Origin of the sequence: Trinickia sp. NRRL B-1857, assembly GCF_050470685.1 — a bacterium.
In the GTDB taxonomy this organism is placed as follows: domain Bacteria; phylum Pseudomonadota; class Gammaproteobacteria; order Burkholderiales; family Burkholderiaceae; genus Trinickia.
In genome coordinates, this window is sequence record NZ_JBFLUK010000001.1 from 2,225,976 (window position 1) to 2,248,741 (window position 22,766).

The following is a 22,766-nucleotide window of genomic DNA, read 5'->3' on the forward strand; positions in this document are numbered from 1 at the left end:
TACCCGCGCCCGCACCGCCAAAACCTTAGACGCCCGCAGTGCTCGTTTGGGTCTCCGCGTCGAGCGCCACCGCGCCGCGCGTGAGCGCCGCACGCAGCTTCGAGCGATCGAGCTCTTTTTCCCAGGCCGAGATGACGACGGCAGCGACCCCGTTACCGACGATGTTGGTCAGCGCGCGGCACTCGCTCATGAAGCGGTCGATCCCAAGGATCAGCACCATGCCCGACAGTGGAATCGTCGGTACGACGGCGAGCGTTGCGGCCAGCGTGATGAATCCCGCACCGGTCACCCCGCTGGCGCCCTTCGACGTCAGCATGGCGACGGCGATCAGTGTGAGCTGCTGCGTGAGCGTGAGATCGGTATTCGTCGCTTGGGCGATGAACAGCACGGCCATCGTCATATAGATGTTCGTGCCGTCGAGATTGAACGAGTAACCCGTAGGAACGACAAGGCCGACGACGGAACGCGAGCAGCCGAGCTTTTCGAGCTTGGCCATCAATTGCGGCAGGGCCGCTTCCGACGAGCTCGTCCCGAGCACGATCAGCATTTCTTCCTTGATGTAGCCGACGAAGCGCACGATGTTAAAGCCGACGAGCCGCGCGACGGTACCGAGCACCACGAGCACGAAGACGATCGAGGTCAGATAGAACGTGCCGATCAGCTTCATGAGCGGGAGCAGCGAGCCGATCCCGTACTTGCCGATCGTGAAGGCCATCGCGCCGAATGCACCGATCGGGGCGAGTTTGGTCACGATGCGCACGATGCCGAACAGCACCTGCGAGACGCTTTCGATGAAATCGGTGACGGGCTTGCCGCGGTCTCCCATCGTGGCGAGCACGCTACCGAACAGCAGCGCCACGAGCAGGATCTGCAAGATCTCGCCTTGCGCGAATGCATCGACCATCGTGCGCGGGATGATGTGCATGAAGAAGTCGACGGTGCTCTGGCCGTGCGCCTTCGCGGCGTAGGCGGCCACGGCTTTGCCGTCGAGCGAATGCACGTCGACGTTGAATCCGGCGCCGGGTTTGAGCACGTGGGTGGCGATGAGCCCCAGCACGAGCGCAAAGGTCGAGATTACTTCGAAGTACAGCAATGCCTTGCCGCCGACTCGGCCGACCTTCTTCATGTCTTCCATGCCGGCGATGCCGGAGACGACCGTACAGAAGATGATCGGCCCGATGACCATTTTCACGAGCGCGATGAATGCGTCTCCGAGCGGCTTCATGTCGATGGCGAGCGCGCTAGAGAAATGCCCGAGCGCCACGCCGGCAATGATGGCCGCGATGACCTGTACGTAGAGGATTCGATAGAAAGGTTTCTTCAGAGGACGCATCGATGTCTCCCAGCTTGAAATAAGTCGACCGGCCCAGGCGGCCGTTCGTGGGGTCCATCGATTGCAAGGTCAATGCCAGTGCGAAAACACTCCTAACTATTTGATTTTTATTATTTCTTAAAATCAAATACTTCCTCACGGTCCAGGTTCCCGGAAACTCAATCACACGGCCTCCGGCTCTTCGGACAGCTCAACGCGTCTGAATCGTCGACCTCGGCGAAGCGATCGCCAATTTTTGGGGGTACAAATTAGGATTGACGGTAAGGTACACGTTATCAGCCGGCGCAAAGCAAACCGCCGGGAGGTCGGAAGATATGAGCAAGAGAAAAATGACTGAGCCCGCGGACGAAAATCCCATTTGGGGCGAGGCCGAGTTCGCTCGAGCACAACCCGCGGAAGCGGTGCTCCCGGATCTTTTCGGGGACGAGGCGGCTGCACAGATGTTGAAACGGCGTGGACGTCCAAAATCTGCGAGCGCAAAAATCGCATTGAAGCTACGCATAGATCCCGACATCGTCGAAGCCTATCGTGCTCAAGGCAGCGGCTGGCAAACACGCATCAACGACGCATTACGCGATTACGCAAAGTCACACGGGTTGCTCTAAGCCCTAGCGCCGATTGTTAGGCCAAAACAAAACGCGGCTGCGTGACCGACCGTTTTGATCGACCGCGCAGCCGCGCAGGCAGCTCGCAATAAAAGCCTAGTGGGCTAGGCCGGATTCGTTAGACCACGCCCTCCACACCGGCGTCGTGAGCTTGCTGGTCGGCGTGGTAGCTCGAGCGCACCATCGCGCCCACCGCGGCGTGCGTGAAGCCCATCTTGTAGGCCTCTTCCTCGTACATCTTGAACGTGTCGGGATGAACGTAAGCGCGCACGGGCAAGTGGTGCACGGACGGTTGCAGATACTGGCCGATCGTCAGCATGTCGACGTCGTGCGCCCGCAGATCGCGCATCACTTGCAAGATCTCTTCTTCCGTCTCGCCAAGGCCGACCATGATGCCCGACTTCGTCGGCACGTCGGGATGCAGCGCCTTGAAGTCCTTCAACAGCTTCAACGAGTGCGCGTAGTCGGAACCGGGGCGCGCTTCCTTATAAAGCCGCGGCACCGTTTCGAGGTTGTGATTCATGACGTCGGGCGGCGCCGCGTTCAGAATCTCGAGCGCGCGGTCGAGGCGGCCACGGAAATCGGGCGTCAGGATTTCGATGCGCGTCGCGGGCGACTGCTCGCGCACCTGACGGATACATTCGACGAAATGGCCCGCCCCGCCGTCGCGCAAATCGTCACGGTCCACGCTCGTGATCACGACGTACTTGAGCTTAAGCGCCGCGATCGTGCGTGCGAGGTTAGCCGGTTCTTGCGTATCGAGCGGATCGGGACGTCCGTGTCCGACGTCGCAGAACGGACAGCGGCGCGTGCACTTGTCGCCCATGATCATGAACGTGGCCGTGCCCTTGCCGAAGCACTCGCCGATGTTCGGACAGCTTGCCTCTTCGCACACGGTGTGCAGATTGTGCTCGCGCAGGATCTGCTTGATCTCGGAAAACCGCGAACTGCCCGTGGCGGCCTTGACGCGGATCCACTCGGGCTTTTTCAGCTTTTCGATCGGTACGATCTTGATCGGAATACGTGCCGTTTTCGCTTGAGCCTTTTGCTTGGCGGTCGCGTCGTAGGGAGTCGCGGCTTGCGGCGCGTCGGAGGCGCCACTCGGTTGAGCGGTAACGTCAGTCATTCGGTGATCCAATCGATGAGCGAGTGCGAGTTGCACCGGCGAGGTTCGCGGCGAGCCGTGCCGCTAGCGTTTCGGCCACTTCGTTCCAGCCGGCGGCGACGCCGAGCGTCGCCATATCGACCGTTTCCAGCCCCGCGTAGCCGCAAGGGTTGATCGCGAGAAACGGCCGCAGATCCATCTTCACGTTCAGGCTCACGCCGTGATAGCTGCATCCGTTGCGGATTTTCAGGCCCAGCGCGGCGATCTTCGCGCCCTCGTGTTCGTCGGCTCCGTGCCCCGGCGCCACGTAGATGCCGGGCGCGCCGGTCCGGCGTACGCCGGTGAGATTATACGCCGCGAGGGTATCGATCACGGCTTGCTCGATCTGCATCACCATTTCGCGCACCATCAGCTTGCGCCGGCGCAGATCGAGCAGCAGATAGGCAAGCACTTGTCCGGGGCCGTGATAGGTGATCTGTCCGCCCCGGTCGACCTTAACGACGGGAATGGCGGGATCGGCCACGAGTAGATGCGCGGGATTGCCCGCTTGGCCTAGCGTGAAGACCGGCGGATGCTCGACAAGCCAGATTTCGTCAGGCGTATCGGCCGTGCGCGCTTCCGTGAATGCGCGCATCGAGTCGAACCCGAGTTCGTACGGCACGACGCCCAACCAACGGACGATCGGCGCGGCCACGGGCTCGGTAACAGGCTCAGTCACCGCCGCCAAGGCGGCGGTAGCGTCTCCGCTCGGCACCGCGTCGGGCGCCCCCGCATTCGAGGAAAACGGCAACGGGGAGACGGACAAAGAGGTCGATGCGGCACACATAATGGCCGCCAGTTTACCGGAATCGGCACCGATCCGCCCAAGGCGGACCGGGATCGCTTGCGCGAAATCAAGCCGATTCGGGCACCGGCGGCACCTTAGACCGTGCGCCAGCCGCTCCAGCGCGCCGCCCACCAATCGGACAACGCACTCGCGAGATCGGCGACCACCGCCGCGCGCGAGAGCGGCGCGACGAACGAGACGCGCGCTTCATGCGGTCCTTCGCTACTGAGCCAAAGACGCTCGCCGGGCCTAAGATGCAGCGAATGGCCCGGCTCGAGCCAATAGTCCTCGACATCGTTGCTACGCGTCACCCAGACCGGCGCACCGTGCACCGAAACGCGCGTGCTATGCGCGATCATCATCGGCAGCGTTTCGCCAGGTGCGATTTCGAACGTGATACTTGAAGAAATTTGTCGCATGATCGTTACACCACGAGGTTGACTGCATGCCTACAATCCTAGGCGGAACAAGGCAATCGCCAAAACGATCAATTCTCACGTCGATGTGAGAAAAACTAACAATTCGAGGCTCCGTGAACTTACGACAATTGCCGGCGCTGAATGCGTTGAAGGTCTTCGAGGCAGCCGCCCGACACGAAAGCTTCTCGCGCGCGGCCGAGGAATTGTTCGTTACGCACGGTGCGGTGAGCCATCAAATCCGAGCGCTCGAGGACGAACTCGGCAGCCCGTTGTTCATGCGCGAAGGCAAACGGGTGCGCCTAACCGACGTAGGCTGCCGCTACGCCAAGGCCGTGCGCGCCGCACTGATCACGCTCGCCGACGCCACGCGCGAAGTACGCGAAGGCCAGCGGGCACGGCGGCTCGTCGTTTCGTCAGCGTCCTCCTTCTCCGCGCGCTGGATTACGCCCCGCATCGGACGTTTCATCGAGCGCCACCCCCATATCGATCTCGAGCTGTTGTCGACCAACGCGCTAACGGATTTTGCGCGCGACGATGTGGACGTCGGGATCCGGTTCGGAACCGGCCCCTATTCCGATCTGTATGTGGAGGCGCTACTGGACGAGGTGTCGTTCCCGGTTTGCGCGCCGACGTTCAATGACGGCGTGCTGCCGAAAACACCGGCCGAATTGGCGACATCGCCGCGGCTGTTGCGGTCGGACGATCAGATGTGGCAGCCATGGTTTCAAGCCGCCGGGCTTGCCGGCGTACCCGAGCCGCGCCGTGGCGTGCTCTATCAGGATTCGTCGAATCTGCTTCAGGCAACGCTCGACGGGCAAGGCATCGCGATGGTCAGGCGCTCGATCGCGTCGCACGAGCTGGCCACGGGGCGGCTCGTGCGACTGTTCGAGATCGACGCGCCGAGCGCGGCGTCGTATTGGTTCGTCTGCCCGCCGCCCCTATTGGCAAGCGCGCGGGTTCAAGCGTTCCGTGGGTGGTTGATAGAGGAAGTGGCGAATTTTCGCGCGCAGCTTACAGCACGACCTTGACCATCGGATGCCCGGTTAGGGCTCGGTAGATATCGTCGAGGTGCTCCCGGCTTTGCGCACGCACGGTGACGGTCAGGCCGGTGTAGTTGCCACCGCTCGAAGGCCGAGTTTCGACGCGCGCCGCATCGAAACTCGCATCGAACTGCCGCACGACGGTCACGATCGTCTCCATGAAGTCGGGATGCGACTTGCCCATGACCTTGATCGGAAAGTCGCAAGGAAACTCGAATAGGGACTCGTTCACCGGGCTCATGCTCGTACCTCCATCACTTCTTCTTGCCGAACATCAGCAAGAGCGAATCCCACACGCGTCCGCCGATGCCCGCTTGCGGCACCGCTTGCAGCGCGACGATCGGGAACTGCGTGAGCGTCTTGCCGTCGGCGGCAATTTGCACCGTGCCCACTTGCTGGCCGTTCGCGATCGGCGCGACGAGCGGCTCGTTCAGCACGAACTGGGGCTTGATCTTCTCGCCCATCCCGCGCGGCACGGTGATGTATTGGTCGCTCTTCACGCCCACTTGCACGGAATTGGCCGCGCCCTTGTAGACGCGCGGCGTCTGCACGCTCTGATTGGCTTTGAACAGGCGCACGGTATCGTAAGCCGAGTAGCCGTAGTTCAGCATCTTCATGCTGTCTTGGACGCGCTCGTGCTCTTTTTCCTCGCCCATCATCACGCTGACGAGGCGGCGCGATGCATCGGCCACGCCGGGCAGCGGACGCTTGGCCGATGCGATCAGGCAGTAGCCGGCCGCTTGCGTGTGGCCCGTCTTCAAGCCGTCGACGGTCGGATCGATCCATAGCAGCCGGTTGCGGTTAGGCTGCTTGATCTTGTTGTACGTGAAATCTTTGACCGAGAAGATGCTGTAGTACTCGGGGTAGTCGCGGATCAAATGCGCCGACAGCACGGCCAGATCGGCGGCCGTCGTGTAGTGTCCCGGCGACGGCATGCCGTTCACGTCGGCATAGTGCGTCCCCTTCATCCCAAGCCGCTGCGCTTCGGCATTCATCATTTCGACGAAATGCGCTTCGCTGCCGCCGACGAGCTCGGCCAGCGCGATGGCTGCATCGTTACCCGACTGAATGATCATGCCGTAGACGAGATCGTGCACGGACACGGGCTTCTGCGCTTCGATGAACATACGCGATTCGTCGTTGCGAACGCGGCGCACGGCCTCGCTCGGGATCACGACCTGATCCATCGAAATCTTCTTCGTCTGCAACGCTTCGAAGACGAGATAAGCCGTCATCAATTTCGTGAGCGACGCGGGCTCGACGCGCTCGTCGGCATTGCCCGATGCGAGCACTTGATTGCTCGTCGCATCGACGAGCACCCACGAACGGGCCGTCACGGCGGGCGGCGGCACCTGCGCGCTCGCGGCCGGCGCATAAACGGCACCTGCGACGAGCGTCGCGGCGGTCAATGCGGCGATGCCTGCGGTACGGTGAAGCGAAGAAGGAACGAAGGACGAAGCAACGGACGGGAAGCGGAACGAGGAAGAACGCATAGATCGATTCGTGCAGTAAAGCGAAGCGCGCAGGCGCGCGCGATCGGGAAATGCCGGCCGCCGGTCGGCGGTTCTCAACCGCCCGTCACGGCGCACGATGAACGGGCGACGCGGTTTGCGCGGCGCCCGTTTGACCGGCGGCGCGCAATTCGGTTCGCGTCGATCGCTCCCGTGTGCCGATGCTTCACCCGATACGCATGACACGTACGGGGCCGCATCGACGAGACGGCGCGAAAAAAATTTCGCCCATTATACGCGGCACGTCTCGCTGAAAATGCGCTTTTCGCGGCGAAAGCAGGCTCTCGTCGGCCGGGTGAAAGCCTTTTCCGTCCGAGCCAAGCGGCCGATTCGTCAGGTCAATGCAAGCGAAGCGGCAGCTCAGCGCCACGCATCGACGACGATTCGCTTCAAGATGTGCAGCTTGCGATGCAGAAAATGCTCGGCCCCCGGGATCACGACGACGGGCAGCTCCTGCGGTCGCGCCCAATCGAACACCGAAACGATCGGCACCGTATCGTCTTGCTCGCCGTGAATGACGAGCGTGTTTTCGGGAACGTTCGCCACTTCGAAGCGACTCGCGGCCGTGCCGACGAACACCATCCGCTCGACGCTTTGCTCGCGCTCGGCGAGCATGCGCGCCACGTGCGACACGACTGCCGTGCCGAACGAGAACCCCGCAAGCACGAGCGGCATCGAGGCCTGCCCGGGTTGCTCGCGCATGTGCCCGATGACGGCAATGAGGTCGTCGCGTTCGCCGACACCCTCGTCGTATTGCCCCTCGGTCTGGCCCACGCCGCGGAAATTCGAGCGGTAGGTGATATAGCCGAGCTGCACGAGCGTGCGCGCGAGCGTTTGCGCAACCTTGTTGTCCATCGACCCGCCGAACAGCGGATGAGGATGCGCGACGAGCGCTATGCCGCGCGCGTCGCCCTCGGGACGGTCGAGCGCGACTTCGATTTTGCCGACGGGACCGTCGATGAGGTATTTCTTGGTATGGACGTTCATGACTGACGCTGCGCGAAAGCGCGTTGACTCAAGTAGGCTGGTCGATCAAAAGCCGCTCGACGATCTTGCCGTCCTTCAGATGCGAATCGACGATTTCGTCGAGATCCGTCTCGTCGATATAGGTGTACCAGGTGCCTTCGGGATAGACGACGATCGTCGGCCCTTGCTCGCAACGGTCCAAGCAGCCGGCTTTGTTGATCCGCACGTTGCCGGGGCCCGCGAGGCCCAGGTTCTTCACGCGCTTTTTCGTATGGTCGAGCATTTTCTCCGAGTCGCAGCGCCGCCCGCAGCTCGGGCGCTCCGCATCGGGAGCGCGTTGGTTCGTGCAAAAAAAGACGTGGTACTTATAGAAGGAATCCATGGTCTTCAGCCTCGGAAAGGGTGCCGCCCGCCGCGCGGACATCTGCGCGGCGCGGGCCGGATGAGGAGGTCGGCCGATTATAGCGAGCGCCGCGCGCGGCCGCTTAAGCCCTACGCGAGCGATTCATCGCGCGTTCGCGACCGCGCTTGACTGCATGCCGAGCCACGCCACAAGTTGGGCGACGAATTGGTCGCTCGCGGCCGACAGCGCCTGCGCGCCGCCCGCCGCATCGGCCGTGCTCGACGGCGCTCGCGCCTCGAACGTCTGCTGCGCGATCAGCACGCCGTCGCGCGTTAGTGTCGCCCGGGCCGTGAGGACGGCATGACTCTGGCTTTCGCTGTCGAAAACCTGCTCGAATTGTTGCAGATCGATCGTGAGCAACGGCGCGTTCACCGCTTCGCCGCCGCTCAGCACCGCCCCGCGAGCGGCCAAAGCGCCGCGCACGCGCTCGGTCAGCAATTGCGCGGGCCGCATCGTCCAATGGCTATTGGCATAGGCCGCCGTCCGGTGCGGATCGGCGTAGCTTATGCGGTACAAGATGTCGTCGGTGTCCAGCGAGGCCGGCGAGCGCACGTCGAACAAGCGCAGCGTCGGCAGCTGGCCCACGTAGGCGGGCGGGGTCGGCGGACCGAGGTCGTAGCGGATGTTCGAGATCGCCGCCGGCGTGCCGAACGTGCACCCCGCGATCGCCCCCGATAAGGCAAGTGCCGCCAGCACGCATACCGCTGCCGGCAACGTGCGCGCAAGCGTGCGCCGCGCGCGTCGCCCGGCCTTTGCGCCGCCGTACGGCGCCTGCGCATGCGCGCTTCGATCGGATGTCCCTGTCATGCTGTGCGCTTCCTCGTCGGTTCGTTCAATGCCCCGCGTCCGTGGGCGAAGGTGAAGGCGCGGGCCAGGCGAAACCCGGCTCGCCGGGCCCCGGCTCGGCGCGTCCCACGCCGAAGAGCAAGCTTCTCGGGCTCGTGCTGAAGGCGTTGGCCGCGCGATCGAATGCACGCGCGGCCCCGCTCACATCGGTGGCAAGCCTGTTCATCCGCGGCAGCGTCTCATAGTCGAGCCGCGTCGACATCGCTTGCAGCGAAGCGTCCATCGTCGCGAGTGCGCCGCCGGCGCGATCGGCCGCCGAGCCGATCTTATTCAAGTTCGAAACGAGCGGTCCGCTCGGCGCGGACAGCGTCGTCACCATGGCGTTCGTCGAAGCGAGCGTGCGCGTGAGCGCATTCATCGTCCCGGGCAACTGAGCCGCCGCGGGGGCGGCGCTCTGCGCGAGCTGCGTGACCGCGTCGGCCGCGTGTTGCAGGCTCGACGCCGTTGCGAGCAACTGCGTGCGGGTTTGATCGGACAGCATCGCGTCGGCGCGCGCGGCCACGCTCTGCAATTCGCTCATCAAGGCATCGCCGCGCTCTTGCAACTGGTCGAGCAATCCGGGCCGCATCGGCAATTGAGCCACGCTGCGTTCCGAGGTCGGGACCGGGGCAAGATCGGTGCCCGTATCGTCCAGTTGCACGAACGCGATGCCGGTCACGCCCTGCAATCCGAGACTGCCGAACGTGGAGCGCGTGATCGGCGCGTTCTTGTCGACGGCGATGCGAATGACGATCGTGCCGGGGTGCGCGCGATCGAAACGAATCGATCGCACCTTGCCCACTTCGAGCCCGCGGTAACGCACGTCGGCATCGGTCGAAAGTCCCGTCACGTTCGTGTGCGAGATTAGGTCGTAGGGCACGCGCACGGTCCGATCGAGATTGAACCAGAACACCGCGAGCGCGATCGTGAGCCCTAGCCCGATCGTAAAGAGTCCAGCCCAAAACGCATGTGATTTGTTTTCCATCGCTTTCGTCTCGTCGTTGCGCGACGCCTCAAAAGGCCGCTCGCCCTCGCGTCATAGCGACACCTCGGCGGAGGCGGATACGAGCGCGGCCGGCGGCAGCTTGGCGCGGCGCTCGGGCGGCAGCGCCTGCAACGCGCGACGGCCGCGCCGGCCTAAAAAGAACTCGCGGATAAACGGATGATCGACGGCCGCCGCCTCCTCGATCGGGGCGGCGACGAGCACGCGCCGATCGGCGATGACGGCCACGCGCGTCGATAGCGAGGTCATCGTATCGAGATCGTGCGTGACCATAACGACCGTCAAGCCGAGCGCGCGGTGCAGCGTGGCGATGAGCTCCACGAAGTCTTCCGACGCTTTCGGATCGAGGCCGGCCGTGGGCTCGTCCAAGAACAGCAGTTCGGGCTCCAGCGCCAGCGCCCGTGCGATGCCCACGCGCTTGATCATCCCGCCCGAGAGCGCCGCCGGCATCTTCGAGGCGTGCTTGCAAGGCAGCCCCACCATCTCGAGCTTGAGCATGACGATATCGTGCAGGAGCGGTTCGGGCACGCGGCCGAGTTCGCGGATGGGCTGCGCGACGTTGTCGAACACCGACATCGACGAAAACAGCGCCCCTTGCTGAAACAGCATGCCGATCCGGCTGCGCATGACACGCGCCGTCGGCTCGTCGATCGCCGAGGTGTCGCGCCCGAATACTTCGATCGTGCCGGACGTGGGCGCCTCGAGCCCGAGGATCTGACGCACCAGCGTCGTTTTGCCCGAGCCGGAGCCGCCGACGATCGAGACGATCTCGCCGCGCCGCACGTCGAAGTCCAAATGCTCGTGCACGAGCATCGCACCGTAGCGCTTGGTCAGATCGCGCACTTCGATCACGCGCTCCGCGATCGCGGGCGGCGGGCAGTTGCGCACGGCAGCGGTCAAGGGAGCGGTCATAGCCCGACGTTTTGAAAAACGATGGCGAAAATCGCATCGGCCAAGATCACGACCGTGATCGAGGAGACCACCGACGCCGTCGTCCCCGTGCCGAGGCTTTGCGAGTTCGGTTTGATCCGAAAGCCGAAGTGACAGGCCACCAGCGCGATCAGCATTCCGAAGGCGACGCCTTTGCCGAGCCCGATCCATACGTTGGCGATCGGCACGACGCTCGGCAAGGCGCGAATGAAATAAGCCATGTCGATGCCCAAAACGAGCTGTGCCGCCAGCGCGCCGCCGATCAAAGCGACGATGTTCGTCCACATGACGAGCAGCGGCATCGCCACCGAAAGCGCCACGACGCGCGGCAGCACGAGCCGCCGACCGTGGGGAATCCCCATGACGAGCATCGCGTCGAGTTCTTCCGTCACGCGCATGACGCCGATCTGAGCGGTGATGGCCGAGCCCGACCGGCCGGCGACGAGGATCGCCGACAGCACCGGTCCCAGTTCGCGAATCACGGAGAGGCCGAGAATATTGACGATGTACTGGTTTGCGCCGAACAGCCGCAACTGCTGGGCCGATAGGTAGCTCAGCACGATCCCGATCAGGAACGCGACGAGCGCCGTGATCGGCAACGCCTTCGCCCCGGCGTTATAGACGTTTGCCGAAATCTCGAGCCACGGCGCGCGGGCCGGGCGGCGTACCACCGAGAGCGTATCGAGAACGAATCGGCCGAACATCGCCATGCCGCCGTAGGCGTGATCGGCGAAACCCAATACTGCACGGCCGAGCGCGGTAACGACATCGATGCGCTCCACGGGCTCGGGCGACTCGCGCTGCGTTTCCAGCAGCGCGATGCGGGCAAAGATGTCGCGCTGGGTGTCCGTCAAGGCAATGTGCTCGGGCATTTTCCGGCCCCAGACTCGCCACAGCGCTTGTCCGCCGACGTGGTCCATCCGCTCGACGGCCGACAGGTCCCAATGCGCGGGCGCCGCGCGCGCGAGGGCCGCCAGGCGCGACGTGGCGCCCGCGCGGGCTCGGTCGCGCGCGAGCGCCAGCGCGGTCCATTGGCCGGACAGCGTGACGAGCGGCCCGAGGCTGCCGGTCTCGATCGTCAAGCCGGGCGGGGTGTCGAAGTCCAAGGAGGCAAAGCCCAGACGGTAAGTAAGTTGCGGCCATTGTAGCGGGCGCGTGCGAGCGCAGCGTTCGAACGCACCGAACTCCCCATTTGCGCGGCGTCTTGCCGCCCGACCGGTGCCGCGAGGTTGGCACGCCGCTTCGCGCCGGCCCCACTACAATACAGCTATGACCGATACCCTATTTCCTCCTCCGAGCCCGGAACCCGCCCCGAAAGGGGGCGGCGACGACTGGCGCATCGATCGAGACCGCGCGCGCGCCGGCGGCGCGAGCGCGATCCCATCGGAGGCGCTCGAGATCGTCGACGAGACCGCCTCCACGAACACGGACTTGATGGCGCGCATGAAGGCGCTGCCGCGCGAGCGCGTCGCCTTGGGCGTGCACGCCGTGCGGGCCGCCTATCGGCAAACCGCCGGCCGCGGGCGGCAAGGACGCACTTGGCAAGCGACGCCGGGCCACGCGCTCACGTTCTCGCTCGCCTGCGTCTTGCCGTGCCCGCTGTCGGGGCTCGCCGGCCTAAGTCTCGCAACGGGCGTTGCAGTCGTCGATGCGTTGGCGCGCCTGACCCCGAGCGAAGCTACGCGCTTGCAGTTGAAGTGGCCGAACGACGTGCTGCTCGACGGCCGCAAACTCGCGGGCATCCTGATCGAGACGGCTTGGAGCACGACAAGCGCGAGCGCCGTGGTAATCGGCGTCGGCATCAACGTGCGTCGCGACGAAGCGCTCGAGGCCGAATTGAAAGCGACCGCCGCGACGGTGCCGACGCAAGCGCGCGGCACCCCGCCCGCCGCACTTTCGCAAGCGCTGCCCGATGCGAACCTGACCGATACGCTGGCCGTCGTCGTCAAAGCGCTCACGGAAATGATCGAGCGCTTCGGCAAACATGGCTTCGCGGCATTCGCCGACCGCTGGAATGCCTACCACGCCTACGCGAACCGCGAGGTCGTGCTGATCGAAAAGGGCACGGAATTCGCACGCGGCACCGCAACGGGCGTCGACGGCTCGGGACAGCTCTTGCTGGCAACCGAGAGCGGCATCCAGGCGATCGCGACGGGCGACGTCTCGCTGCGGCTCGCCGACGACGCGTCATGACCGGCCCCGCGCCGTCTCTCTTGATCGATGCGGGCAATAGCCGTATCAAGTGGGCACTCGCCGACGGGCACGGTACGATCGTGCGCGGCGGCGTATTCGCGCATGCACCGGAGAACGAGGCGGATCCCGAATGGGCGGCGTTGCCCGCACCGAGCGGCGCCTGGATATCGAATGTCGCCGGCGAGGCCGTCGCCGAGCGGCTGGCGGGGCGCATCGACACGCATTGGCCCGGTGTGCCGCGTACGTTCGTTCGGGCGTGCGCCCGGCAGTGCGGCGTGATCAACGGCTACGGCATCCCCGAGCGGCTCGGCAGTGATCGCTGGGCCAGTCTCATCGGTGCGCACGCGGCGTTTCCGGGCGAAGCGCTTTTGATCGCGACGCTCGGTACCGCGACGACGCTCGAAGCGCTCACCGCGGACGGCCGGTTCGTCGGCGGGATGATCGCCCCCGGGTGGTCGTTGATGATGCGCTCGCTCGGCGAGCATACGGCCCAATTGCCGACATTGGCCGCCGACTCGGCGCGCATACTCGTCGACGACGCACCGGCGCATTGGTTTGCGACCGATACGCCGCACGCGATCGCGGCCGGATCGCGACTCGCTCAGGCAGGGCTCATCGAGCGGGCGTGGCGCGAGTTGTCGCATGCTTGGGGCAAGACGGTGCGGCTCGTCGTGGGCGGCGGCGCGGCCGACGAAGTCGCCCAGGTGCTCGACGTCCCGCACACGCGTCACGACACGCTCGTGTTGGCGGGACTTGCGTTGATCGCGATGCAAGGGCGGAGCGGTTGCTCGATTGAGGAAAGTGAACGGGACGTGAACGATAAGGAGACGTGACGATGTTGCGTTGGCTAATCGCCATTTTGTTGCTTGCGAACATGATCGCGTTCGCGCTTGCCAGCGGCATGCTCGGCCCATTGCCGGCCGCCGGCCCGATCGAGTCGAATCATATCGAGCGCCAGATTCATCCCGAGTGGCTCAAGGCGAAGCCGATCACGGAGGCGGAAGCGGCCGGGCAAGTCATCGTCGGTCAACCCGATCCGTCTCCGTCCGTCAGTGCGACGCCGCTCGGCGGCTGATTGCGCCGCGGGCTTGGCCGCTAGACCTAGGCTTTATCCGCCTGAGCACGCACCTTCTTGAGCAACGCCGTCGTGGAACGCTCGTGCTCGAACGGGATCGCGAGCGCGCGCCCCCCCCACCCCCGGACGAGCGCCGATTCGGGCAACGCGTCCATATCATAGTCGCCGCCTTTGACGAGCACGTCCGGGCGCAATGCGCCGATGAGTTCCACGGGCGTGCGCTCCTCGAACAGCACCACCCAGTCCACGCACTCGAGCGACGCGAGCAGCGCCATCCGGTCGTCCTCGACGTTGATCGGCCGGTCGTCGCCCTTGCCGAGCATACGCACCGAGGCGTCGCTATTGACCCCGACGATCAACGTGGCGCCCAATGCTTTCGCTCGCGCGAGGTATGTGACGTGACCGCGATGCAGGATATCGAACACGCCGTTCGTAAAAACGACGGGTCCGGCAAGCGTGTCGCGCCGTGCCGAAAGTGCTTCGCGCGTGGTGATTTTGCGTTCGAACGAGACGGGAGACATGTGCGGAAAATAGGGCGCGCGCCAATGGGACTGCGCCTAGTGTACCGGTAAGAAAAAGCCCGCCGGTGCGAGGAACGACTCCCCTCGCGCCGGCGGGCTCGACAATTCGATCGAATGAATGCTTAAGCGGGCTGGTGCTCCGCCGAACCGCTCGCCTGCAAGCGTGCCGCAACTTCCTTACGATAGCGGTTCAACTCTTGAGCCGTCGTGAACGTGCGCTCGAACAGCAACGAGAGGTTGTGCAAGATGCGCTCGACGACCTTCTTCTCCCAGCCGTCGTCGAATCGGATCTGTTCGTCGAGCCAGCGTTCGAGCCATTCGGGGTCGGGCAAGCGCGATTGAATCGTGTCGCGCGGAAACAGATCGCGATTCACGTGCAGATTCGTGGGATGCAGCGGCTTTTCGGTGCGGCGCGCCGAAGCCATCAAGACGCCGATCTTCGAAAACGCCGCGCGCGCGACATCGCCGCAATTGTTGAGCGCCTTCTTCATGTAGCGCAAGTAAGCGCCGCCATGGCGCGCTTCATCGCGCGAAATCGTCTCGTAAATATGCTTGATCACGGGTTCCGTGTGCCATTCGGCGGCACGGCGATACCAGTGATTCAGGCGGATTTCGCCGCAAAAGTGCAGCATCAGCGTCTCGAGCGGCGGGGCCGGATCGAATTCGAAGCGCACGGCGTGCAACTCCTCTTCGGTCGGCACCATATCGGGCTTGAAGCGGCGCAGGTATTCCATCAGCACGAGCGAATGCTTTTGTTCCTCGAAAAACCACACGCTCATGAACGCCGAGAAGTCGCTGTCGTGGTGGTTGTCGCGCAGGAACATCTCCGTGGCCGGCAGCGCCGACCATTCCGTGATCGCGTTCATTTTGATCGTGGCCGCCTGCTCGTCGGTCAGCAGCGACGGATCGAATTTGTCCCAGGGAATGTCCTTCTCCATATCCCATCGGACCGATTCCAGCGATTTATAAAGTTCCGGATAAAGCATGGTGTTCATAGGTCCCACCCCTGGTCTGCTCATTGCAACTCGTATGACTATTGCCGCGCGTGTTCGCCCACCGCAATGTGCGGCGAAAAGCACACAATTTTACGCTGCGATCGCATCCGTTTATTGATCGAACTCAAGGCCGATCGCCCAAGCCGGTGCTGCGCGTGAAGATATCGCCCGGCGCTATGCCCTTGGCGATGATCGAACGCGGCGCCGCGCCTCGCGCCGAGCCCTTGCCTTGCGTTTGTCCAGCGGACGGCGGCGCAACGATCAGCCGCGATCTTGGTTTTTCGGTGTTCGCCCACGGATCGAAAGCTTTGAAATGATAGCATGCGCCGCACTCGCCGCCGCCCCCCCTAGAGGATGGGCCGACGCGCAGCCACAACGGCGGCCGGCCCGCCTTCACGGAAAGGCGCGGGGCAACTCGACACCGGCCGGCGCGTCGCCCGCCGGTTCTTGGGCAAGCGTCGCGCGAATCCAGTCGGTCAGTCGCTCGCGCTGCGCGAGGGTGTCTCGAAACCCGAGGTCGATGAGCTCGCTCGCGAATTCGGCCTCGAACAGCAAATAACTCGCGAACGACGCACCGGCGGCCCGATTGCCGCCGACAGCGCCTAAGAGCCCCCGTACGGTAAGGGGGAGACGCAACAGATGCCGCACGGCCATGAGTTCGATACGCTCGCTCGGGGCGATCGGCAGCACGTCGACATGCCGCCAGCCGCTCTCGGGTTCGACCTGCTGCGGCAGATGCTGAATCATGCCGTTGATATGCTCGATACGTTCGATATCGGCGCCGATCGAATCGAGAAAGACGCTGGCGAGCACCTGCTGGCCGATTTGTGCGAGCGACGGATAACCGCTCTCGAGGCCCGCTGCCGGCACCTCGGGACGCGGCGTCGCCGCGCCGAGCACGACGATACGCTGCGCGCCGAAATGAATGGCGGGGCTCAGCGGCGCGATCTGCCGGATCGAGCCGTCGCCGAAGTATTCGGTGCAGCCGTCGAGTTCGAGCGGCACCGCCGGAAAGAGAAACGGGATCGCCGACGACGCGAGCAGATGCGCAGGCGTGAGCGAGACCATGCGCGCACCGCGCTGCGCCCGCCGCCACGACTGGATCGGCTCTTCCGCTTGATAGAACGTCAAATGCCGGCCGCTCGAATAACTGAGCGCCGTGATCGACAGCGCGTGCAGCGCATGTGTATCGAGCATATCGGCGATACGCGCGAAATCGAGCGCGCCATGCAGCAGCTCGGCCAGCGGGCTATTGTCGAACAGCGCGCGCGGCGAGCGCCGCACGGCCCAGCCGAAGCTCATCGCCGCGAGCCAACGCGCGCCGGCCGCCGCCACGCCGCGCCAATCCGTGCGATAGACCTGCGCGGCGCGAATGTGCGACCAGAAATCGATGAGCCGACTCACGGCGAGCGCGAAATCGTCCGCATGGCTCGCCATCGAGGCCGCGTTGATCGCGCCCGCCGAGGTGCCGCAAACGATCGTAAACGGCGACCCGCGTTCGGTCGGCGCCACCTCGCGCGCGATCTGCGCCAGCGCTTTGAGCGCGCCCACTTGATAAGCGGCGCGCGCACCGCCTCCCATCAAAACCAGCGCTAACCGCACGGCGGGCATCCCCAAAAAAGAGCGGTCGACGCGCGCGCACTCGAGGACCGATAGGTGCGGGGCACCCGTAGCCTCCCGGCGACCGTCATTTTTCCCCGCGCGCCGCGCCGCCCGATCTCGACCCGGGTTTCGTCGCCGTTTTGCGTGCGCTCGTGCGCTTGGCCGCAGGCCCGGAGGCCGCCTTCGCCGAGCCGCTCGCGGCCTTGCTACCGGATGCACCCGCGCCGCCCGCCTTTTTCGACGCGCCCGGCTTGGCGCCGCCTTCACTCGCCTCTCCGGCGCCGCCCGGCTGGGTCATCGCAAATGCGGCAAGTTGATTGAACTGCGATTGGAGCAAATTCCACCAACTCGACGGATCGAAAGCGCCGCCGGCCGCCGCGCCCGCTTGCGAATCGGCGCCCTGCCCCTCGCCCGAGCCGTCGGCACTGCTATCGCCGGTACCCGTGGCCGCCTCGGATGCGGCTGAATCGCTTGCTCGGCTCGACGATGCGCTTGTCTGCGTGCCGAACGAAGTGCCCCACGGTGAGGAAGGACTCGCTTGCGCGCCCGCGCCGTCCGTCGACTGCGTCATCGACGCCTGCGCGAACGCACCGAACGCACGGAGCGTGGACAGCGTCGCGCGTTGCACTTCGAGCGCCTGAATCGCCGATTGCAGCATGTTCAGATTCAGCTTCAGCCATTGCTCGACGGCGCGCATGTCGGTAATGCGCTTATCGAGTTCTTCGACGCTCATGAGCGGCGACATCATGTCCGACATCGCCGTGAGCGGCGAACTGAAGCCTTGCGCCGTGCCCGGCTGCATGCCCGGGAACGCCGCGCCGAACGGCGTGAGGCGCATCATGTCCCACATCTTGTCGAGCATCTCCGCGGGCGGGAAACCTGGGAAGCCGGGGAATGGCGGTTTGTCGCCTGCTGTGTCGGTCATCGAATGCTCCTCGGATACGGTGAAATGTCGTTAAAAACGCTTCGGGGCTTCAGCCAAGTTCGTCGCCGCCGGGAAACTGAGGGGGACGCCGCTCGCGCAGCGAACGAAGTCCCTCGCGGACGTCCGGACCGGAGAACCCCATGAATTCGAGTGCCAGGGAGGTGTCGAACGTCGGCCCGGCCATGCGCAACCAATTGTTCAGCGCGTATTTCGTCCAGCGGATCGCGCTTTGCGAGCCCTGCGCGAGCCGCGTTGCGACGTCGAATGCCCGGGGCAGCAGATCGTCGGGTTCGACGGCGAGCGAGACGAGCCCGATTCGCTCGGCCTCCGCGCCGCTTACGGCCTCGCATAGCAGCAGGTAGTACTTCGCTTTCGCCATCCCGCACAAGAGCGGCCAAACGATGGCCGCGTGATCGCCGGCCGCCACGCCCAAACGCGTATGCCCGTCGATGATGCGCGCATCGTTCGCCGCGATCGAAACATCGGCCAGCAGACCCGCGACGAGCCCGGCGCCGACGGCCGGCCCATGCATTGCTGACACGATCGGCTTGCTGCAATTGATCACGTTGTAGACGAGGTCGCGCGCCTCGCGCCACACGCGCGAGCGAACCTCGAAGTCGTCGGCCATTTGCTCGACGAGACCCAGGTCGCCGCCTGCCGAGAAGCCTTTGCCCTCGCCGCGTATCACGGCCACACGCGTGAGCGGGTCGCGATCGACGTCGCGCCAGATCTCGGCCAGTTCGCGATGCATGCGGTCGTCGGCCGCGGCCAGCGCGCTTTTGTTCATTCCCTCGCCGCTCATGACGATCTCGAGCACGCCTAGCGGATGGCGCCGCAAACGCAGCGAATGGTAGTGCGCGTAAAGCGCCAAGTCGTCGGCAGGTGTCTTATCGGTCATCCGTATCCGCTCTTTTATCGGTGCGTCGGCGGCATGCGGCGCCGATGCTATCTCATCAAGTGTAGGCTCGCGCGGGCGGCCTCGCATCGGGCCAAACCCGGCGCGGCGCGGCCGTCAGCGCTCCAGGGGCGCCACCGATTGCTCGATGGCGCCGAAGATCGATTTGCCCGCTTCGTCGAACATCTCGATCTTGACCGTGTCGCCGTACTTCATGAACTCCGTTTGCGGCGCGCCGCTCGCGATCGTTTCGAGACACCGCTTTTCCGCGATGCAGCAGTAACCGCGCTTGTCGTCCTTGTTCGAGACGGTGCCCGAGCCGACGATCGAGCCGGCGCGCAGATTGCGCGTCTTGGCCGCGTGCGCGATCAACTGGCCGAAGTGGAACACCATATCGACGCCGGCGTCGGGCTGGCCCACCTTCTTGCCGTTCCAATGGACGATCATCGGCCGCGCAACCCGGCCCTCGCGCCAGTGCTCGCCGAGTTCGTCCGGCGTGACCGCCACCGGCGAGAACGCCGTGGCCGGCTTGCTTTGAAAGAAGCCGAAGCCCTTCGCCAGTTCGGCCGGGATCAAATTGCGCAGCGAAACGTCGTTGACGAGCATCAGCAAGCGCACCGACTTGAGCGCAGCATCGGCCGACGTGGCCATCGGCACGTCGGACGTCATCACGGCCACTTCGGCCTCGAAGTCGATGCCGTATGCCTCCGAGGCGCAGACGATATCGTCGCGCGCGCCCAGGAAATCGTCGCTGCCGCCTTGGTACATCAACGGATCGGTCCAGAACTCGGGCGGCATCTCGGCGCCGCGCGCCCGGCGCACGAGTTCGACATGATTGACATAGGCAGATCCGTCTGCCCATTGAAACGCACGCGGCAGCGGCGCCATGCAGTCCTTCTGCTCGAAGGCGAACGTATTGCGGGCGCGGCCTTGATTGAGCGCATCGTAAAGCTCGGCGAGCTGCGGCGCGTAAAAGGGCCAGTCGTCGAGCGCGCGTTGCAGCGTCGGGGCGATGCCGTCGGCGATCGCGGCCGTGCGCAGATCGCGCGAAACGACGATCAACTGACCGTCGCGGGAGCCGTCTTTGAGCGTAGCAAGTTTCATTTAGCGAGGACCGAAGCCGTGAGATGACGATAAGAGCAATCTATTTTACGATGGTGAATGCCCGACAGGCCTCGGCCCGCCGCCGAACCTCGCGCGCGCAGTCCACGCCGTCTAGGCATGCCCTCCACCCGCATCCGCTTTCCCATGTCCGCCACGCACACCCAACCGCTCGATCCGTCCGACTCGCTCGATCCCGCACTCGCGGATCCGCCCGAGGCGGTCGAAGACGCCGCAGACGGCGAGGAGAAAGTGCGCTCGGGCATTCAGTCGATCGAAGTGGGATTTCGGCTGCTGGAGGTCCTAACGAACGAGCCGCGCGCAATGATGCTGCGCGATCTGGCCAAGCTCGCACAGATGAGTCCCGCCAAGGCGCACCGTTATCTGGTGAGCTTCCAGCGCCTTGGCGTCGTCGCGCAAGATCCCGTTTCGGGGCGCTACGAGCTAGGCGGGTTCGCCCTGCAAATGGGCCTCGCCCGCCTTGCTCGCGTAGACGGCGTCAAGCTCGCCCGGCTCGCGCTCGGCGAGTTGCGCGATCGGCTGGACGTGACGGTCGGTATCGCCGTATGGGGCAACCTCGGGCCCACCGTCGTTCATTGGACCGAATCGAGCCACCCGGCCAAGGCGTCCCTGAAGCTCGGCGACGTCATGCCGTTGCTCGGGTCGGCCACGGGGCTGCTCTTCGCCGCCTATCTCCCACGCGGCAAGACCGCCGCGATGATCGAGCGCGAACTCGCCGACTCCCGGCGCTCCTCGCACACGACCGGCCCGCGCAGCGAAGCCGAACTGGAAACGGCGCTGCAAGAAGTGCGCGCTCACGGCGCGGCGCGCGTAGCCGGCATGCTCTTGCCGACGATCCACGCCTTCTGCATGCCGGTATTCGACGCCTCGGGAGAACTTGCCCTTGGCCTCATCGCACTCGGCCACGAAGGCGCGTTCGATCTCGCTTGGGACGGAGCGATCGCGCTCGAACTCAAGGCATGCGCGCGCAAGCTGTCGTACGAACTGGGTTACAGCGAAGCAGCGCGATAACGCCGCTAAGCCTTCGTTGCCGTCGGGGCTCGCGACTCGCACGTCCGGCAAGATGCGCCATTTGCGGGCATCATGTGCGTTTGTCCATGCATCTAGCGCGGCCTCTCGCCGCTCAAGCTACCGAGCGCTTCGACGAAGCGCCGAGCACATCGCCATGTCCTCTTTACCGCACCTCGCCGCCGGTCGTGCCGTTCCCGCTTCGCGCGGGACGTCGCGCCGCGCGTGGCGTTGGGGCGTGGCGCTCGCGGCAGCCGTCGCGCTGCACGGCATATCCGCGATCTGGTTCGTCAAGCACCGCGCCGCGTTCGAGCCCGAAACGCCCAAACCGCCGGTGCAAGTCGCGCTCTTAACGCCGCAACCGATCGCGCGCGGCGACAGCGTCCGGCAACGGCCCGCCGCGCGCACCGAACCCGCGCCTGCTCGACCCTCGACGCCATCGGGGCCGGCCCCCGTGCTCCATGCCCTGACCCCGTCGCCCACGGCATCGGTGCGACGGGAAGCGGCAAGGGCCAGCACGACCGAGGCAGCGGCAAGTCCCACGCTCGCGGCAAGCGCGCCGGGCACCGATTCCATCGACGAGACCGGCTCCACCGTGGGGAACAAACCCGCGCCGGGGCTTAAGTTCTCGGTCCCGCCCTCGGGCGATCTTCACTACAACACGTTTTACAATGGCGTGGAAAACGCGCCAGGGACGATACGCTGGTCGAGCGACCGCGAGAGCTACGACATGCTCGTATCGGTGCCGCTGCCATTCGTCGGCACATTCACCTATGAAAGCCGCGGCCGTATCGACGCCTTCGGCCTAGCACCGGAGCACTACGTCGAAAAGCGCGGCCGCCGTCCCGAACAGGTCACGACGTTCGATCGTACGGACAAACGGATCGGCTTCACGCGCACGAGCGCGACGCTTGCGCTGCCGGACGGCGCGCAAGACCGCTTCAGCATGGTGATGCAGCTTGCAAGCCTCGTGCGCGGCGATCCCGAGACCTACAAACCCGGCGTCACACGCTCGTTTTACGTGGCCGACGACGATAGCGGCGAGTTGTGGCCGATCGAGACGATCGGAGACGAATCGATTCGGACTGCCGAAGGTTTTCTGGATACCCGCCACTTTATGAGATTGCCTCGACACGACGGCGACCGGCGCCGCATCGACGTCTGGCTTGCCCCTTCGCTTGGGTGGCTACCCGCACGTATCATGCAAACGGAACCGAACGGTTCGCAGATCGAGCTCGTATGGCGCGGCCCACTGCGCCCCCCGGGCTCGGAAAATGCAACATCGATGGCGAAGACACCGGATGACTCGTCCGATGCCTCGGCAACCGAAGTCGGACCGGCGCGCGAGCACCCCTAAACCGGCGACGCTCGCGTGCCGTTAACAAGTGTGTCGAGGCACACGGACGATCCTCGATGTTTTCCCTTGCCGCTCGAACGTTTTGTATGGTTGGGGTCTAACTTATA

General features: G+C 64.7%; 25 protein-coding genes. 7 read left to right on the forward strand and 18 right to left on the reverse strand.

From position 1 onward, the window contains the following. Nucleotides 1-25: 25 nt before the first annotated feature. Complete coding sequence (locus AB1286_RS09885; protein ID WP_430365030.1) at nt 26-1,324, reverse strand: dicarboxylate/amino acid:cation symporter; 1,299 nt, start codon at nt 1,322-1,324, stop codon at nt 26-28. A gap of 323 nt (nt 1,325-1,647) precedes the next feature. On the opposite strand from AB1286_RS09885, the gene AB1286_RS09890 reads away from it, so the two are divergent. After that, nucleotides 1,648-1,938, forward strand: a complete 291-nt coding sequence (locus tag AB1286_RS09890; protein WP_430363109.1) for a BrnA antitoxin family protein — start codon at nt 1,648-1,650, stop codon at nt 1,936-1,938. 118 nt (nt 1,939-2,056) lie between these two features. On the opposite strand, the gene lipA is transcribed toward AB1286_RS09890, so the two are convergent. From lipA to AB1286_RS09905, 3 genes are all read right to left on the reverse strand, one after another. Then, nucleotides 2,057-3,064, reverse strand: coding sequence for a lipoyl synthase (lipA, locus tag AB1286_RS09895; RefSeq protein WP_430363110.1), 1,008 nt, complete (start codon nt 3,062-3,064; stop codon nt 2,057-2,059). Beyond that, complete coding sequence (gene lipB, locus AB1286_RS09900) at nt 3,057-3,869, reverse strand: lipoyl(octanoyl) transferase LipB (RefSeq protein ID WP_430363111.1); 813 nt, start codon at nt 3,867-3,869, stop codon at nt 3,057-3,059. The genes lipA and lipB overlap by 8 nt, the downstream gene beginning before the upstream one ends. A 95-nt stretch (nt 3,870-3,964) precedes the next feature. After that, on the reverse strand, nt 3,965-4,288 hold the full coding sequence (locus AB1286_RS09905; RefSeq protein ID WP_430363112.1) for a DUF2917 domain-containing protein: 324 nt from the start codon (nt 4,286-4,288) through the stop codon (nt 3,965-3,967). Nucleotides 4,289-4,401: 113 nt separating this feature from the next. On the opposite strand from AB1286_RS09905, the gene AB1286_RS09910 reads away from it, so the two are divergent. After that, nucleotides 4,402-5,316, forward strand: coding sequence for a transcriptional regulator GcvA (locus AB1286_RS09910; protein WP_430363113.1), 915 nt, complete (start codon nt 4,402-4,404; stop codon nt 5,314-5,316). Here AB1286_RS09910 and AB1286_RS09915 read toward each other — a convergent pair. The 8 genes from AB1286_RS09915 to AB1286_RS09950 form a co-directional block, all read right to left on the reverse strand. Next, on the reverse strand, nt 5,300-5,569 hold the full coding sequence (locus AB1286_RS09915; RefSeq protein WP_430363114.1) for a DUF493 family protein: 270 nt from the start codon (nt 5,567-5,569) through the stop codon (nt 5,300-5,302). The two genes, AB1286_RS09910 and AB1286_RS09915, sit on opposite strands and share 17 nt — an antisense overlap. A 13-nt stretch (nt 5,570-5,582) precedes the next feature. Beyond that, on the reverse strand, nt 5,583-6,821 hold the full coding sequence (locus tag AB1286_RS09920; RefSeq protein ID WP_430363115.1) for a D-alanyl-D-alanine carboxypeptidase family protein: 1,239 nt from the start codon (nt 6,819-6,821) through the stop codon (nt 5,583-5,585). A 378-nt stretch (nt 6,822-7,199) separates the two neighbouring features. Beyond that, nucleotides 7,200-7,826, reverse strand: a complete 627-nt coding sequence (locus tag AB1286_RS09925; protein WP_430363116.1) for an alpha/beta hydrolase — start codon at nt 7,824-7,826, stop codon at nt 7,200-7,202. Between the two features lie 28 nt (nt 7,827-7,854). Further along, nucleotides 7,855-8,187, reverse strand: coding sequence for a (2Fe-2S) ferredoxin domain-containing protein (locus tag AB1286_RS09930; RefSeq protein WP_430363117.1), 333 nt, complete (start codon nt 8,185-8,187; stop codon nt 7,855-7,857). Between the two features lie 123 nt (nt 8,188-8,310). Next, a complete protein-coding gene (locus AB1286_RS09935; protein WP_430363118.1) occupies nt 8,311-9,015 on the reverse strand; it encodes an ABC-type transport auxiliary lipoprotein family protein in 705 nt (234 codons plus the stop codon). A gap of 25 nt (nt 9,016-9,040) precedes the next feature. Further along, entirely contained in the window at nt 9,041-10,018 is a 978-nt protein-coding gene (locus AB1286_RS09940) for an MlaD family protein (RefSeq protein WP_430363119.1), read from the reverse strand. A gap of 51 nt (nt 10,019-10,069) precedes the next feature. Beyond that, nucleotides 10,070-10,948 (reverse strand): ABC transporter ATP-binding protein, encoded by an 879-nt coding sequence (locus AB1286_RS09945; RefSeq protein WP_430363120.1) that lies wholly within the window; start codon nt 10,946-10,948, stop codon nt 10,070-10,072. After that, nucleotides 10,945-12,072 (reverse strand): MlaE family ABC transporter permease, encoded by a 1,128-nt coding sequence (locus tag AB1286_RS09950; protein ID WP_430363121.1) that lies wholly within the window; start codon nt 12,070-12,072, stop codon nt 10,945-10,947. Before AB1286_RS09950 ends, AB1286_RS09945 begins: the two co-directional genes overlap by 4 nt. Nucleotides 12,073-12,235: 163 nt before the next feature. Here AB1286_RS09950 and AB1286_RS09955 point away from each other — a divergent pair, with 163 nt between their 5' ends. Genes AB1286_RS09955 through AB1286_RS09965 form a run of 3 tightly spaced genes read left to right on the forward strand, consistent with a single transcriptional unit; the run spans nt 12,236 to nt 14,234 of the window. Next, nucleotides 12,236-13,159, forward strand: coding sequence for a biotin--[acetyl-CoA-carboxylase] ligase (locus AB1286_RS09955; protein WP_430363122.1), 924 nt, complete (start codon nt 12,236-12,238; stop codon nt 13,157-13,159). Then, the gene (locus AB1286_RS09960; RefSeq protein WP_430363123.1) at nt 13,156-13,992 is read left to right on the forward strand and encodes a type III pantothenate kinase; all 837 of its coding nucleotides are present in this window, start codon (nt 13,156-13,158) and stop codon (nt 13,990-13,992) included. The genes AB1286_RS09955 and AB1286_RS09960 overlap by 4 nt, the downstream gene beginning before the upstream one ends. 2 nt (nt 13,993-13,994) lie before the next feature. Continuing rightward, the gene (locus AB1286_RS09965; RefSeq protein WP_430363124.1) at nt 13,995-14,234 is read left to right on the forward strand and encodes a hypothetical protein; all 240 of its coding nucleotides are present in this window, start codon (nt 13,995-13,997) and stop codon (nt 14,232-14,234) included. Between the two features lie 26 nt (nt 14,235-14,260). Here the strand turns inward: AB1286_RS09965 and rfaE2 are convergent, their stop codons facing one another. The 6 genes from rfaE2 to AB1286_RS09995 form a co-directional block, all read right to left on the reverse strand. After that, nucleotides 14,261-14,755: a D-glycero-beta-D-manno-heptose 1-phosphate adenylyltransferase gene (rfaE2, locus tag AB1286_RS09970; protein WP_430363125.1), complete on the reverse strand. Its 495-nt coding sequence runs from the start codon at nt 14,753-14,755 to the stop codon at nt 14,261-14,263. 122 nt (nt 14,756-14,877) lie between these two features. Then, the gene (locus tag AB1286_RS09975) at nt 14,878-15,741 is read right to left on the reverse strand and encodes a ferritin-like domain-containing protein (RefSeq protein ID WP_430365031.1); all 864 of its coding nucleotides are present in this window, start codon (nt 15,739-15,741) and stop codon (nt 14,878-14,880) included. A 402-nt stretch (nt 15,742-16,143) separates the two neighbouring features. After that, nucleotides 16,144-17,352, reverse strand: a complete 1,209-nt coding sequence (locus AB1286_RS09980) for a patatin-like phospholipase family protein (protein WP_430363126.1) — start codon at nt 17,350-17,352, stop codon at nt 16,144-16,146. Between the two features lie 85 nt (nt 17,353-17,437). Beyond that, entirely contained in the window at nt 17,438-18,277 is an 840-nt protein-coding gene (locus AB1286_RS09985; protein WP_430363127.1) for a PhaM family polyhydroxyalkanoate granule multifunctional regulatory protein, read from the reverse strand. A gap of 49 nt (nt 18,278-18,326) precedes the next feature. Continuing rightward, nucleotides 18,327-19,175, reverse strand: a complete 849-nt coding sequence (locus AB1286_RS09990) for an enoyl-CoA hydratase/isomerase family protein (RefSeq protein ID WP_430363128.1) — start codon at nt 19,173-19,175, stop codon at nt 18,327-18,329. Nucleotides 19,176-19,289: 114 nt separating this feature from the next. Next, on the reverse strand, nt 19,290-20,276 hold the full coding sequence (locus tag AB1286_RS09995; protein ID WP_430363129.1) for a fumarylacetoacetate hydrolase family protein: 987 nt from the start codon (nt 20,274-20,276) through the stop codon (nt 19,290-19,292). A 144-nt stretch (nt 20,277-20,420) separates the two neighbouring features. On the opposite strand from AB1286_RS09995, the gene AB1286_RS10000 reads away from it, so the two are divergent. Both AB1286_RS10000 and AB1286_RS10005 read left to right on the forward strand, forming a co-directional pair. Beyond that, complete coding sequence (locus AB1286_RS10000) at nt 20,421-21,305, forward strand: IclR family transcriptional regulator (protein ID WP_430363130.1); 885 nt, start codon at nt 20,421-20,423, stop codon at nt 21,303-21,305. Nucleotides 21,306-21,459: 154 nt separating this feature from the next. Beyond that, nucleotides 21,460-22,659 (forward strand): DUF3108 domain-containing protein, encoded by a 1,200-nt coding sequence (locus AB1286_RS10005; protein WP_430363131.1) that lies wholly within the window; start codon nt 21,460-21,462, stop codon nt 22,657-22,659. Nucleotides 22,660-22,766 lie beyond the last annotated feature (107 nt).

Bases quoted from the DNA above. Each gene is read 5' to 3' on its own strand.
- AB1286_RS09965 (WP_430363124.1), top strand. From the start codon at position 13,995: ATGTTGCGTTGGCTAATCGCCATTTTGTTGCTTGCGAACATGATCGCG.
- rfaE2 (WP_430363125.1), bottom strand. From the start codon at position 14,755: ATGTCTCCCGTCTCGTTCGAACGCAAAATCACCACGCGCGAAGCACTT.
- AB1286_RS09935 (WP_430363118.1), bottom strand. From the start codon at position 9,015: ATGACAGGGACATCCGATCGAAGCGCGCATGCGCAGGCGCCGTACGGC.
- AB1286_RS09975 (WP_430365031.1), bottom strand. From the start codon at position 15,741: ATGCTTTATCCGGAACTTTATAAATCGCTGGAATCGGTCCGATGGGAT.
- AB1286_RS10005 (WP_430363131.1), top strand. From the start codon at position 21,460: ATGTCCTCTTTACCGCACCTCGCCGCCGGTCGTGCCGTTCCCGCTTCG.
- AB1286_RS09940 (WP_430363119.1), bottom strand. From the start codon at position 10,018: ATGGAAAACAAATCACATGCGTTTTGGGCTGGACTCTTTACGATCGGG.
- AB1286_RS09945 (WP_430363120.1), bottom strand. From the start codon at position 10,948: ATGACCGCTCCCTTGACCGCTGCCGTGCGCAACTGCCCGCCGCCCGCG.
- AB1286_RS09995 (WP_430363129.1), bottom strand. From the start codon at position 20,276: ATGAAACTTGCTACGCTCAAAGACGGCTCCCGCGACGGTCAGTTGATC.
- AB1286_RS09985 (WP_430363127.1), bottom strand. From the start codon at position 18,277: ATGACCGACACAGCAGGCGACAAACCGCCATTCCCCGGCTTCCCAGGT.
- AB1286_RS09890 (WP_430363109.1), top strand. From the start codon at position 1,648: ATGAGCAAGAGAAAAATGACTGAGCCCGCGGACGAAAATCCCATTTGG.
- AB1286_RS09915 (WP_430363114.1), bottom strand. From the start codon at position 5,569: ATGAGCCCGGTGAACGAGTCCCTATTCGAGTTTCCTTGCGACTTTCCG.
- lipA (WP_430363110.1), bottom strand. From the start codon at position 3,064: ATGACTGACGTTACCGCTCAACCGAGTGGCGCCTCCGACGCGCCGCAA.
- AB1286_RS09905 (WP_430363112.1), bottom strand. From the start codon at position 4,288: ATGCGACAAATTTCTTCAAGTATCACGTTCGAAATCGCACCTGGCGAA.
- AB1286_RS09920 (WP_430363115.1), bottom strand. From the start codon at position 6,821: ATGCGTTCTTCCTCGTTCCGCTTCCCGTCCGTTGCTTCGTCCTTCGTT.
- AB1286_RS09990 (WP_430363128.1), bottom strand. From the start codon at position 19,175: ATGACCGATAAGACACCTGCCGACGACTTGGCGCTTTACGCGCACTAC.
- AB1286_RS10000 (WP_430363130.1), top strand. From the start codon at position 20,421: ATGTCCGCCACGCACACCCAACCGCTCGATCCGTCCGACTCGCTCGAT.
- AB1286_RS09925 (WP_430363116.1), bottom strand. From the start codon at position 7,826: ATGAACGTCCATACCAAGAAATACCTCATCGACGGTCCCGTCGGCAAA.
- AB1286_RS09955 (WP_430363122.1), top strand. From the start codon at position 12,236: ATGACCGATACCCTATTTCCTCCTCCGAGCCCGGAACCCGCCCCGAAA.
- lipB (WP_430363111.1), bottom strand. From the start codon at position 3,869: ATGTGTGCCGCATCGACCTCTTTGTCCGTCTCCCCGTTGCCGTTTTCC.
- AB1286_RS09930 (WP_430363117.1), bottom strand. From the start codon at position 8,187: ATGGATTCCTTCTATAAGTACCACGTCTTTTTTTGCACGAACCAACGC.
- AB1286_RS09960 (WP_430363123.1), top strand. From the start codon at position 13,156: ATGACCGGCCCCGCGCCGTCTCTCTTGATCGATGCGGGCAATAGCCGT.